Origin of the sequence: Tahibacter caeni (genome assembly GCF_024609805.1) — a bacterium.
In the GTDB taxonomy this organism is placed as follows: Bacteria; Pseudomonadota; Gammaproteobacteria; order Xanthomonadales; family Rhodanobacteraceae; genus Tahibacter; species Tahibacter caeni.
In genome coordinates, this window is sequence record NZ_JANFVR010000130.1 from 1 (window position 1) to 12,593 (window position 12,593).

11 protein-coding genes are annotated in these 12,593 nt (G+C 71.1%); 3 read left to right on the forward strand and 8 right to left on the reverse strand.

Annotated elements, in window-relative coordinates:
• From NON22_RS12590 to pdsR, 4 genes are all read right to left on the reverse strand, one after another.
• Window positions 1-839 (reverse strand): hypothetical protein (locus NON22_RS12590; RefSeq protein ID WP_257387290.1); only part of this gene is annotated, 839 nt, incomplete at its 3' end.
• A 351-nt stretch (window positions 840-1,190) separates the two neighbouring features.
• Window positions 1,191-2,606, reverse strand: coding sequence for an anthranilate synthase component I (trpE, locus tag NON22_RS12595; RefSeq protein WP_306673796.1), 1,416 nt, complete (start codon window positions 2,604-2,606; stop codon window positions 1,191-1,193).
• Window positions 2,607-2,860: 254 nt separating this feature from the next.
• Complete coding sequence (locus tag NON22_RS12600; RefSeq protein ID WP_257387293.1) at window positions 2,861-4,894, reverse strand: ATP-binding protein; 2,034 nt, start codon at window positions 4,892-4,894, stop codon at window positions 2,861-2,863.
• A gap of 89 nt (window positions 4,895-4,983) precedes the next feature.
• Window positions 4,984-5,673, reverse strand: a complete 690-nt coding sequence (pdsR, locus tag NON22_RS12605; protein ID WP_257387294.1) for a proteobacterial dedicated sortase system response regulator — start codon at window positions 5,671-5,673, stop codon at window positions 4,984-4,986.
• A 336-nt stretch (window positions 5,674-6,009) separates the two neighbouring features.
• Between pdsR and NON22_RS12610 the strand changes: the two genes are divergently transcribed.
• A complete protein-coding gene (locus NON22_RS12610; RefSeq protein ID WP_257387296.1) occupies window positions 6,010-6,222 on the forward strand; it encodes a hypothetical protein in 213 nt (70 codons plus the stop codon).
• Between the two features lies 1 nt (window position 6,223).
• Here the strand turns inward: NON22_RS12610 and NON22_RS12615 are convergent, their stop codons facing one another.
• Window positions 6,224-7,678, reverse strand: a complete 1,455-nt coding sequence (locus NON22_RS12615; protein WP_257387297.1) for a hypothetical protein — start codon at window positions 7,676-7,678, stop codon at window positions 6,224-6,226.
• 361 nt (window positions 7,679-8,039) lie between these two features.
• On the opposite strand from NON22_RS12615, the gene NON22_RS12620 reads away from it, so the two are divergent.
• Together NON22_RS12620 and NON22_RS12625 are read left to right on the forward strand one after the other, a co-directional pair.
• Entirely contained in the window at window positions 8,040-10,007 is a 1,968-nt protein-coding gene (locus NON22_RS12620; RefSeq protein WP_257387298.1) for a marine proteobacterial sortase target protein, read from the forward strand.
• Window positions 10,004-10,588 carry a class GN sortase gene (locus NON22_RS12625; protein ID WP_257387299.1) on the forward strand — a complete coding sequence of 195 codons (585 nt, stop codon included), beginning with the start codon at window positions 10,004-10,006 and terminating at the stop codon, window positions 10,586-10,588. Before NON22_RS12620 ends, NON22_RS12625 begins: the two co-directional genes overlap by 4 nt.
• A gap of 24 nt (window positions 10,589-10,612) precedes the next feature.
• Here the strand turns inward: NON22_RS12625 and rpe are convergent, their stop codons facing one another.
• From rpe to NON22_RS12640, 3 genes are read right to left on the reverse strand one after another with little or no spacing between them, the layout of a single operon-like run.
• Window positions 10,613-11,290 (reverse strand): ribulose-phosphate 3-epimerase, encoded by a 678-nt coding sequence (gene rpe, locus NON22_RS12630; protein ID WP_257387300.1) that lies wholly within the window; start codon window positions 11,288-11,290, stop codon window positions 10,613-10,615.
• Window positions 11,291-11,335: 45 nt separating this feature from the next.
• Window positions 11,336-12,118, reverse strand: coding sequence for a co-chaperone DjlA (djlA, locus tag NON22_RS12635; RefSeq protein ID WP_257387301.1), 783 nt, complete (start codon window positions 12,116-12,118; stop codon window positions 11,336-11,338).
• Window positions 12,115-12,444, reverse strand: a complete 330-nt coding sequence (locus NON22_RS12640) for a c-type cytochrome (protein ID WP_257387302.1) — start codon at window positions 12,442-12,444, stop codon at window positions 12,115-12,117. The genes djlA and NON22_RS12640 overlap by 4 nt, the downstream gene beginning before the upstream one ends.
• Window positions 12,445-12,593: the final 149 nt, after the last annotated feature.

Consider the following 12,593-nt stretch of genomic DNA (forward strand, 5'->3'; position numbering starts at 1 on the left):
GCCGACGCCGCTTCGGCGTCGGCATCGGCTGCGGCGAGCCGCTCCGCAACACGGGCCCGCGCCGCCAGGTCGGCCGGCAGCGCCGCGAGGCGTTCCTGCCGGCGCCGTGGCGGACCGACGCGGGCGAGCCGGTCGGAGATGTCGCCGGCCGGCAGGGTGGACAGCACGTGCGCGATGCTGGCCAGGTCGTCGAGCAGGAAGAACACGAAATCGCCGGCGTCGTGCACGAGGCGCGCGCCGGACGCGAGAGAAAGCGCATGCAGCGCGCCGTCGCGCGGCGCCGACCAGAACGCCTTGCGCGCACCGTTCTGCAGGCCGAATTCGCACAGCGGCTTGAGCAGCTGCTTCAGCGGCGCGAAGCCGCGGCGGTAGCGCACGTCCAGGCCGAGCTCGTGCAGCACGAGCAGCGGCCGTTCGGGAAGCCGCCGGCCCAGCGCGGTCCACGCTTCGGCGCTCACGCCGGCCAGCGACAGATTGCCGCGCAGCGCATCCAGCGCGTCCGCGGACTGCATGACGGCCGCCCAGGCATAGCCGCCGACGGCGCCCTTGCCGGCGGTCAGCACGACGGCGCAGGCGCGCTTGCCCATCTCGCGCGCGAGACGCCGCTGCACTTCGGCCGCGGCCAGCACCGGCGCGTTCGCGGCGACCGGCGTCATCGCCGCAGCGAGCTCGCCGATCGCGTCCGCGTGACCGCGGTGATCCAGCGCGGCGAAATTCGGGAACACGCCGGCCGAACCCGGCGATTCCTGCACGGCCATGCCGCGCAGACGCCAGGCCTGCCAGCGCCAGAACAGACGATTGCGCAGATTCGACGCCGCAGCGGCCGCCAGCATGGACATGGATTTTCCCCCGAGGACACGTTCGGCCTCATAGTCCGAGGCGTGCGCGGCGGAAGCCAGTCAACAAGTGTGGCGTCGCGGATTTTTTGCAAAGCGCAACAATTGCGCCGAATCGCGGGCTAAATCGTCTACGGAAAACTGCGTCGTTTCGAGGAAATCCGCAAAATCGCCCGCCGCGTCCGCTTCGTCGCAGCGGCGCCATTGACGGAGACGAATGGCCGCGAGCGATCGCCGGAAGCGGCCGCGACCGGAGCGGGCGAGTCACAGCGGACGCGAGCGTATCGCGCTGCCGGCTCCGCTTCGGGGCTTCTATCTTCTGCCAGAGCGCGAACGCACGCAGCCGTTGGGGCTTCAGAGTCCGCCGGCCGCCTGCGCGACGGCGCGGAACAGCGCGCGGCCCTTGTTCATGGTCTCGTCCCACTCGGTCGCCGGATCGGAGTCGTAGACGATGCCGGCGCCGGCCTGCACGTGCAGGCGCCCGTCCTGGATCACGGCCGTGCGGATCGCGATCGCCGTGTCGCCGTCGCCCCACCAGCCGATGTAGCCGACCGCGCCCGAATAGATGTTGCGGCGGATCGGCTCGAGTTCCTGGATGACTTCGAGCGCGCGGATCTTCGGTGCGCCGCTGACCGTGCCGGCCGGGAAGCTCGCGCGCAGCACGTCCATGTAGCTGAGCCCCTCGGCCAGATCGCCCTCGACCTGCGAGACGATGTGCATCACGTGCGAGTAGCGCTCGACCGCGAAGCGCTCGGTGACCTCGACCGTGCCGGTGCGCGCGATGCGGCCGACGTCGTTGCGGCCGAGATCGATCAGCATCAGGTGCTCGGCGCGTTCCTTGGGATCGGCCAGCAGCTCGGCTTCGAGCGCCTGGTCCTGCTCCGGCGTCGCACCGCGCGGACGCGTGCCGGCGATCGGCCGCAGGACGACGCGGCCGTGCTTCAGCCGCACCAGGATTTCCGGCGACGAGCCGACGATCTGGTAGCCGCCGAGATCGAGGAAATACATGTACGGCGACGGATTCAGCGAACGCAGCGCGCGGTAGACGTCGACCGGCCGCGCACGGAACGGCACGCTCATGCGCTGCGACAGCACGACCTGGAACACGTCGCCGGAACGAATGTATTCCTTGCTTTTTTCCACCGCGGCGATGAAGCCCTCGCGCGTGAAGCCCGAGACGAAATCGCCTTCGTCGAGCAGCTTGGGATCGAGCACGTCCGGATAGCCGGCGCCCGAGCGGCGCAGGCGGAAGCTCAGTTCGTCGAGGCGGCGCACGGCGCGCGCGTACGCCTGCGGTTCCGACGGATCCGCGTGCACGATCAGGTAGAGGCGGCCCTTGAGGTTGTCGAAGACGGCGACTTCCTCCGACAGCATCAGCAGCGCATCGGGCGTGCCGAGCTGGTCGGGCTTGTCCCAGCCGGCCAGGCGCGGCTCGATGTAGCCGATCGTCTCGAAGCCGAAGAAGCCGACCAGGCCGCCCGTGAACGCCGGCAGCTGCGGCAGCCGCGGCACGCGGAATTCATTCCTGAGAACGTCTATGTCGTTGAGCGGATCGGCGAGTTCGCGCACGGCCACGGTTTCGCCGAATTCCGACACGGTCAAGGTCGCGCCGCGCAGCGAATACACGCGCCGGCACGGCAGGCCGATGATGGAATGACGGCCCCAGGATTCGCCGCCCTCGACCGATTCGAGCAGGTACGTATACGGCCCGTCGGCGAGCTTCAGATACACCGACAGCGGCGTGTCGAGGTCCGACAGCACCTCGCGCATCAGCGGAATGCGGTTGTAGCCTTCCGCAGCCAGCGCCTGGAATTCGTCCTGGGAAATCACGGCCAATCTCGACGGGCAAGGCCGGTCACGATAGCAAGAGACGCGCGGGCGGGAAATCGTGGCGCGGCATAAGGCGGAGCGGCATCGAAACGCGGCCGGCATGGCGCGGAGACCCGCACCGCGACACTGCCTGGAATGCCGCCGGAGACGACGGCCGGACTGCGCGATCTCCCGTCGCGGGAGGGGCGGCGCGGTCAGCCCGCGCCGCGCCGCGCGGCCGCAGCTTCGCGCGGCATGCCGCGCAGGCGCAGGCTGAATTCCACGCCTTCGCCGCCCGCGAGATTGTGCGCGGCGGCGTTGCCGCCGTGGCGTTCGGCGACGAGGCGCACGACGTAGAGACCCAGGCCCAGATGCGGCGCCTCGCCGCGCGAGGCGCCTTCGCGCAGGCTGACCAGCGAATCGAACAGGCGGCCCTGCATGGCCAGCGGCAGCTCGGGGCCCTGGTTGGCCACGCGCAGCACGATGCCGTCGGCGCCGGCTTCGAGCGCGATGCGGATCCAGCCGTGCTCGGGGGTGAACGAACGCGCGTTGTCGACGAGCTTGTCGAGCGCCTGGGCGATGAGCTCGGGCGCGCCGTGCATCGGCACTGGCTGGGCCGGCACTTCGCAGTCGATGCGCCGCGGCGCGACGAGCGGCCGGTAGGCGTCGGCACAGCCGCGCACGACTTCGGCGAGATCGAAATCCTCGCCGTCGGCCGACGCGATCGCCCGCTCCATGCGGCTGGATTCGCTCATCGCGCGGACGATGCTCGTCAGCCGGTCGACGCCGTCGCGCGCGCGCAGCACGTAGGCGCGCGCGTCCGAGGAGATCGGATGGTGCTCGAGGTTGTCGAGCGAGGACTTCACGATGGCCAGCGGCGTGTGCAGCTCGTGCGAGAGCTTGGACGCGAGCGTGCGCAGATAGTCGGTGTACGCGCCGACCGCGTCGAGCAGCTGCTGGAAGCTGCGCGCGAGATCGCCGAGCTCGTCGCGCGTGTCGGTCAGCGGCACGCGGCCCTGGATGCGCCCGTCGGCGGCCAGCGCGCGCTCGGCGCCGTCGCGCAACCGGCGTATGCGCACCGACAGCCAGGTCGCGAACACGAACAGCACGCCGCCGGCCAGCAGCAGCGCGGCGACGCTGATCAGGGCCAGGCGCTGCAGCGCCGCATCGGTCAGCAGCGGCAGCGCGGTGTTGACCTGTTCCAGCACAAGCGCGCCGCGCGTCTCGCCGCGCAGCTGCAGCGGTAATGCGGCGACGAGCACGACGTCGCCCTGCCCCGAACCGGCGCGCCAGCTCGTCGCCGGCACGCCCGACAGCGCCTGCCAGAGCTCGGGCGCATCGATGCGCGGCTTGCGCTCGGCCAACGCGGCCGAGCCCTGCAGCGCCGGCGCAATGAGCCAGCGGTACGACCAGCGCGCGATCGCCGACGGCTCCTGTGCCGGCGAGGCCGCCGCGGGCGCGTCGAGTACGCCGCTCTCGGCGAGCAGCCAGCCTTCGCTGCTGAGCAGGCGCGCGCGCGTGGCTTCGGGCGCGAACTGGGCGAGCTCGCCCGCGAGCGGCGCGGAATAGGCCAGCAGCGGCAGCCGGTCGAGCGTCACGTCGCCGCTGCCGCCGGCGTCGAACAGGTGCAGGGACAGCCGCTCGGGCCGCTGCGCATGCGGCAGGCGCAGCTCGACGCGATAGCCGGCCGCGTCTTCCTGCCATTCGCCGCTGAGCGTGATCGGCAGGCCGGCGCCGTCGGCGCCGCGCGCGAGCGCGTCGAACGAGCCCGGCGCCGCGCTCGCGATCAGGTAGCGGCGCTCGGCGCCGCCGCGGTCGAGGCCGAGTTCGATGCGATCGGCCTGCGCCACGGCGACGTCGCGCGCGTCCGCGCGGCGCCGCGTGGTGTCGCGCACTTCGACCAGCAGATACAGCCATGCCGCGTCTTCGGCCAGGGTCAGCTTGAGCTTCTGCGCGTCCTGCGACGGACCGAGGTTCTGCGAGTACGCGCGCAGGCCGAGCCAGTCGTCGGCGTAGCCGTCGATCTGCAGCGGCGAATCCAGATCGTGCACGTAGACCGCGTCGCCGGGCGGCGGCAGCTCGGCGTTGATCGCCGCGAGGCTGCGCGTCAGCGCCTTGCCCGAGGCGATCAGGGTCTGTTCCTGGCCCTGGCGCAGCAGCACTTCCATCTGGCGCACGAACTGCCAGCCGGCCCAGGGCAGAGCCAGCATCGCGAGCGCGACGAGCAGCAGTTTGCGGCGCAGGGACATGCGTACGAGGTCAGGAACTACCCATCCCCATCAAGGGGAGGGTTTGCTTCGCGGCAGAGGCGCCGGTCCTTTCGGCCAGATGCCTCACCTCACGGCTTCCAGCGATAGCCGACGCCGTGCACGGTGTCGATCGCGTCGAACGCCGCGTCGATCGCGAGGAATTTCTTGCGGATGCGCTTGATGTGCGAGGTGATCGTCGCGTCGTCGACGACGACCTGCGCCTCGCGCATGAGCTGGTCGCGGTTCTTCACGTGGCCCGGGAAGCGCACCATCGTGTGCACCATCCAGAACTCGGTCACGGTCAGCGGCACTTCCTCGCCGTTCCAGGTCACGCGCATGCGTTCCTGCTCGAGCTTCAGCGGACCGTGGCTGATGACGCTCTCGGCCTCGGCCGGCTTGCACAGCGCGTCGATGCGGCGCAGCAGCGCGCTGATGCGCGCGGCGAGCTGGTGCAGCGAGACGTCCTTGGTCAGGTAGTCGTCGGCGCCGAGGCGCAGGCCCGAGATCACGTCGAGGTCGGAATCGCGCGCGGTCAGGAACAGGATCGGCAGGGTCGCCGCGCGCGTGCGCAGCGCGCGGCACAGGTCGAAGCCGCCTTCAGGTTCGTCGCCGAGGCCGACGTCGATGATGACGAGCTCGGGCAGGCGCAGCGCGAACGCCGCTTCGGCTTCGGCGCGCGAGGCGTAGCCGCGCACCTCGTAGCCGAAGCGTGTCAGCGCCTCGACGTAGTTGGCACGGATCAGCGGTTCGTCCTCGACGATGGCGATGCTGCGCGGCATGAGACAGGCCTGGTTTTGAGATGCGGCGACTGTAGGCAGTGCGCTGCCGCGCCGCAACGGCGCCGCGGCGATTGCCCGGAAATTGCCAGAACTGGTCGGTACAACGCCGTTAGCGATCATCGCGCGGCCGCCGGCCGGCGCTCTACTGACTCCACCCCGCCACGACGAGGTAACCATGCAACCCGACCGCCCCGAACCGAACGCCGAACTGAAGGCCGGCCTGGAACCGCTGCGCCTGATCTTCGCGATCGGCGCGCTGCTGCTGGGTTTGCTCGTCGCTGCGATGCCGGCCTGAAGCCGGCCGCCGGGGCGACCGTCAGACTTTGGAGCACGACGATGGACGTTTGCCTGCCTTCCGATTTCCAGCTCGCCGACGAGGACTGTTCGCCTCGCCTGCGCTACGTCGACGAGGGACCAGCCTCCTACGAGGACGGCTGGTGGCTCGGCGCCGAAGCGCTCGTGACCCTGCCGCCGCGGACACCGCTGCGCACGGGCGCGCGCCGCCGGCGCGTCGCGGCCGCCGACGATCCGACCTGGAACGTGGTCTGAGCTAAGGCCTCACGAACGGCTGGAAGCCGTCGCAGAAGATGCCTTCGTCGCCGTGCTGCAAGGCGCACGGGAAGAACGTCGGTATCGCGTCGTTCGCGCAGAACGCCTGCGCCGGATTCGCGACGCAGGACTGCAGGATCGCGGTGGTCGATGGCGTGGCCAGATCGAACGCGGCGACCACGGGCAGCGGACCCGGCGAGGCCGCCTGCGCATGCGGCAGCAGGCGCAGGCTGATCCAGCCGAGACCGCCGCTGAGCAGGCCCGCGGTCTGGCAGACCACGACAGCCCCGGCCGCGACCTGGCCCTGTGACAAACAGGTCGCGGCGGGACTGGCGGAAAACACACCTCGATATTCGAAATACGGCGGCAGCTGCACGTAGACCGTCGTCGCGCCGGCATTGCCCTCGCCGACGTTGCGATAGCTCACGACGACGGGACCGGCCTCCTGGCCCAGGGTGAATGTCGCCGGCACATGCGTGACGGAGTCGCCGACCAGGGTGGGCACGCGCGGCGCGCGCGTCGGCACCTGCAGGCGGCCGCAGCCGGTCTGCAGCGGATTCGCGACGCAGTCGGCCGGCGCGGCCTGCGCGTCGTTGGCGACGCGCGCATGCACGTACAGCGGGCCGGGCACGGCGACGTCCGGTGCGACGTCGATGCGCAGCGAGGCGAAGCCGTAGCCCTGGTCGATCAGGTAAGGCGTCGTGCAGCGCACGTGCGTGGGCGGTGTCTGCGCGGCGCAGCCGAAAGCCGGATTGGACGCGAACATGCCCGCGTAGACGAAGCCGGCCGGCAGGTCCAGATCCACGGTGACCGGCGTGTTGGCCGGACCGTAGCCGCTGTTGCTGACGCCGAATACGAGCATGTTCTGCGTGCCGGCCTCGAACGGCGCGCCGGTCCAGACCGCGACCGGGCCGTTGGTGACCGTGCCGTTGGTGTAGCCCCAGTCGTTGATGCGGATCTGCGACTGCACGTAGCTCGTCGCCGCGCTCGCGCAGCCCGTCACGCTCGGGCTCGGCGCGCAGGTCGGGTTCTGCGGCAGCGGCACTTCGCTGCTCTCCAGGGTCGCGACGACATTGACCGGGCCCGGCGTCACCGTCGGCACGACGGTCGCGTTGATCTGCAGGTAGCCCGAGGCTGGGTTGAAGAAATTCAGGTCGGTCGGATAGACGCAGGTCACGTCGCGCCGGTTGCCCGGCGGCGTCGAGCAGGTCCAGCCGCCGTTCCAGCCCGCGTATTCGACGCCGGGCGGCAAGGTCGTGCGGAATGTGAACGGCGCATGGTGCACGATGCCGTCGTTGCGGTCTTCCTTTTCGATGCCGGCGCTGAAGTAGTACGTCGTTCCGGAATAGATCGTCGGCACCGGCCCGACCGTCAGGCGCAGCCCGGCGGCCGAAGCGGCCGGGACGGCGCAGAGCGCGGCGAGCCCGATCAGAAAGACGGCGAACGGACGGCGCATGGCTTCCCCTCGGCAGGATCGGACGGGCGTCCGTGGCGCCGCGTCCCTGCGGCCGTTCCGCTCCATTCCCCGCGGATACCGGCGACGCCGGGGAGAGCCGCGGCGGCCGCTGGTCACACCCGATGTGCGGCGCCCCTGACGCCGCGACGCATGCTCGCGCGGACTCGCGCGTGCGGCATCCCCGCGAACGCGGGGTTGCCGGGCCGTCGGCACTCCGCACCCGGTTCGCGACGGCGCCGGAATGTCGCGCTCGAAAAAGCCATGTTCGCGTTCGATCTTGCCCGAACGACGCAAGCGCATCCGCTCCGGCAACCGCGAATCTGCACCGGCGGCAACCGCCGCGATTCGCGAGCAGCGCGCCATGTCCTTCATGCTTCGTTCCCTGTTCGCCGCAGCCCTGTTGGGCCTGGCGGCGTTCGCCCTCCCCGCCGCGGCCGACAGCGGCAGCCTGCAGGTGCTGCGCAGCGACGGCAGCCGCACCGCAGTCGCGAGCCTCGACACCACGGTCGACATCGTCATCCACGGCCTCGTTGCCGAAGTCCGCGTCAAGCAGCGCTTCCGCAACGTCGGCAGCGCCTGGCAGCAGGGCGAATACCTGCTGCCGCTGCCCGAAGGCGCCGCCGTGCACGCGATGACCCTGCGCCTAGGCCAGCGTCTGATCGTCGGAGAGGTCCGCGAGAAGGAAGCCGCGCGCAGCGAGTTCGCAGCGGCCGCCGCTGGCGGACGCAAGGCCAGCCTCATCGAGGCGCATGCCGCGAATCTGTTCCGCACGGCGATCGCGAACGTCGCGCCGGGCGAGAGCGTCGACGTGGAGATCGGCTACTGGCAGCAGGTCGATTTCCGCGACGGCTCGTTCGCGCTGGTCTTTCCGCTGACGTACACGCCGCGCTACGCACCGGCCGGGGGCACCGGCGCGGCTCCGGCAGTCGAGGCACCAGGGACTGCCGAAACGACCGTAGCGATCGCGCCGGCGCCCGCCGCGCGCGTCGGCTCACCGACCGTCGTCATCAACGCAACCTTGGACGCGGGCCTGCCGCTCGCGCGCGTGGAATCGCCGACGCATGCGCTCGCTCTGCGGCGCAACGGCGAGCGCTACACCGTCGGCCTGTCCGACACCGTCGTCGCGGCCGATCGCGACTTCGTGCTGCGCTGGACGCCGCAGCCGTCGGCGACGCCGACGGCCGCCCTGCTGCGCGAACGCAGCGGCGACGACCAGTTCGCGTTGCTGATGCTGGTGCCGCCGAGCCGGCCGGCCGGCCCGATACCGCGCGAGCTCGTGCTCGTCATCGACACATCGGGCTCGATGGAAGGCGGCTCGATCATGCAGGCGCGCGCCGCGCTGGACTTGGCGCTGCAGCATCTGGCGCCGCACGATCGCTTCAACGTTATCCAGTTCGCTTCACGGACCACGGCACTGTTCGATCACGCCGTGCCCGCCTCGGCGGCCGACGTCGCGCTCGCGCGCGAATGGGTCGCGAGCCTGCGCGCTGACGGCGGCACCGAGATGCTGCCGGCCTTGAACCTGGCCCTGCGCGATCCGGCACCGGCCGGCTATCTGCGCCAGATCGTGTTCGTGACCGACGGCGCCGTCGAGCAGGCCGATGCGCTGTATACGGCCATCGAGCGCGGGCTCGGCGAATCGCGCCTGTTCCCGGTCGGCATCGGCAGCGCGCCAAACGCGCAGTTCCTGCGCAAGGCCGGCGAGCTCGGCCGCGGCAGCTCGGTTGTGATCCGCGATCTGAACGCGGTCGGCGAATCCATGCAGCAGCTGTTCGCGAAGCTCGACCATCCGGCCCTGCGCGACCTGCATCTCGATCTGCCGACGGCCGCGGAAATCTATCCGCAGCGGCTGCCCGATCTGTATCACGGCGAGCCGCTACTGCTGATCGCCAGGCTGGTGCCGAATACGTCCGGCGGCCGCGCCCGCATCGAAGGCCGGCTCGCCGGCGCACCCTGGTCGCAGACCTTGTCGCTCGATCTGCAGGGTCAGGCCCAGGGCCTCGGCCGCCTTTGGGCGCAGCGCAAGATCGAAGCGCTCGAGGACGCCCTGCGCCGCGGCGGCGACGATACTGCGCTGAACGGCGAGCTCGTCGCGGTCGCGCTGCGACATCATCTCGTCAGCCGACGCACGAGTCTTGTCGCCGTCGACCGCACGCCGCAGCGACCGGCCGACATGCCGCTCCAGGACGTGACCGTCGACAACGAAGCGCCGGCCGGCAGCGTCGCATTCGCGCAGACCGCGACGTCATCGAAGCTCTGGTTCGCGCTGGGCCTCGTCGCCATGCTGCTCGCGGGCCTGCTGCGCGAACGCGAAGGCGCCGCGCGATGAAGCGCAGCGGCGCCGATACCGCCACGGCGCGCCGCCGCCTGCGCCGGCTGCTGTTCGTTCTCGCCGTGCTGCTGCTTGGCCACGCCGGCTACCTGCACGCGAAGGCGCTGCTGGCCCAGGTACTGCTCGAGCAGGCCTGGCAGCGCAGCGGCGCCGGTTCTGTGGCAGCCAAGCCCTGGCCCTGGGCCGACACGCGGCCGGTCGCGCGGCTACAGGTCGCCGCGCTCGACGTGGATCTGATCGTGCTGGCCGGCGATTCCAGCCGCACTCTGGCCTTCGGCCCGGCCTGGAACGAGGCGAGCGCCCGGCCCGGCCAGGCCGGCACGAGCATCGTCAGCGGCCATCGCGACACGCATTTCGCGTTCCTGCACCGGCTGCAGGCCGGCGACCGGATCGAGATCGAACAGGCCGGCGCGCGCCTGCGCTATCGCGTCAGCGGTACACGTGTCGTCGATGCGCGCGACACGCGCCTGTCCGTCGGCGGCGACGGCGAACGCCTGCTGCTCGTGACCTGCTGGCCGTTCGACGCCTGGGCTGCCGGAGGACCGCTGCGCTACGTCGTCGAGGCGCAGCGCGATTGAGCCGCGCCGCGCGGACGGCTGCGCTCAGGCAATGCCGGCCAGTTGCTTGCGCATGCGCGCCACGACCTCGGCATAGTCCGGCTGGCCAAAGATCGCCGAGCCGGCGACGAAGGTATCCGCGCCGGCCGCGGCGATCTCGCCGATGTTGTCGGGCTTGACGCCGCCGTCGATCTCCAGGCGTATCGCGCGGCCGCTGCGGTCGATGCGCTCGCGGACGGCGCGCAGCTTGTCCAGCGACGAGGGAATGAAGCTCTGACCGCCGAAGCCCGGATTGACCGACATGATCAGCACGAGGTCGAGCTGGTCCAGCACGTGGTCCAGCCAGTTCAGCGGCGTGGCCGGGTTCAGCACGAGGCCGGGCTTGCAGCCCAGCGAGCGGATCAGCTGGATCGTGCGGTCGACGTGCTCGGACGCTTCCGGATGGAACGAGATGTACGTGGCGCCGGCCTTGGCGAAGTCCGGCACGATGCGGTCGACCGGCTTGACCATCAGGTGCACGTCGATCGGCGCGGCGACGCCGTGCTTGCGCAGCGCCTCGCAGACCAGCGGACCGATGGTCAGGTTCGGCACGTAGTGGTTGTCCATCACGTCGAAATGCACCCAGTCGGCGCCGGCGGCGAGCACGGCATCAACTTCTGCGCCTAGGCGCGCGAAATCGGCGGACAGGATGGACGGGGCGATGACGTCGGGCTGGCGGGACATGGCGGCAGGGCTCGCGGGTAGGAAAAGGATTCGTCGCAGATACGCTCAGCGGAAGCCGCGCTCGCCGCGGATGCGTTCGTAGGCGGTGTTGATCTCGCGGGCGCGCTGCTCGGCGCGCTCGCGCAGCGCCTCGGGCACGTCGCCGAGCTTGTCGGGATGATGTTCGCTCATCAGCTTGCGCCAGGCGCGCTTGACCTCGCGCTCGTCGGCGCCGCGCTCCACGCCGAGCACCGCATAGGGGTCGGGCCCGCCGGACTGGCGCGGCGGCGGCGCCCGGGCCGAACCGCCGTCGTACAGGTCCCAGGCATAGCCCTTCATGGCCGCGAGCACGGCGACTTCGCGCTCGTGCACGCCGAGCGCGGCGCAGAGCCGGCGCATCAGCTGCAGGCGTTCGCGGCCGGCGCCGTCGGCGAACACCACGTCGAGCACGACGTCGATCAGCACGTAGGCGTGGTCGCGCCGGCCCAGGCACCAGGCGCGCAGGCCGCGGATGGTCCGCTCGACGTCGAAACCCGGCGTCTTGCCGTCGTTGAAGCGCGCGATCGCCTCGCGGCGCTGGTCCACGGTCAGCGACATGCGCTGCATCAGCTGCTCGACCACGGCGATCTCGCGTTCGGACACGCGGCCGTCGGCCTTGGCCATCGCGCCGGCGAACGCGAACAGCAGGTCGAAGAAACTCGAATGACCGGAGCTCGGCGACGTGCGCTGCCAGGCGAACAGGCCGATGTCGAACAGGTGCCCGACCAACGCGCCGAACAGCGCGCCGAGCGGATGGCGTACCAGCACCAGGCCGAGGACCGCGCCGACGGCCTTGCCCAGCCAGTTCATTGCGGCGCGGACGCCTGGGCCGCGAACCAGGCGGCCAGCTCGTCGAGCTCGGCGGGGGTCAGCGCGCCGACCGCCGCGCGCATGACCGCGACGTCGCGCGCGCCGCTGCGGTAGGCCGCGAGCGCGCTCTTGAGATAGTCCAGATCCTGGCCGGCCAGATGCGGCGTGCCCTTGATGACCGCCCGGCCGCTCTCGCCGTGGCACGAGGCGCAGAGTCCGAGGCGGGCCGGCCGGGACGGGGCCTCGGCGGCGGCGGAACGCGGGGCGACCGCGCTGACGGCGAACAGACTCAGGACCGCCGCGGCGGCCGGGATGGCGCGGGACATGGGAATCGACCGGAAACGAACGAAAACCGCGCGATTCTAGGCAAGCGGCGGGCAAGTCTCCATGCCGGGGCGGCGCACGGCGGTCGTCGCGGCGGATCCGGGGCGTACGCGGCCGCCGCCGGCACGCGCGGCAGGACCGCCAGGCCCAC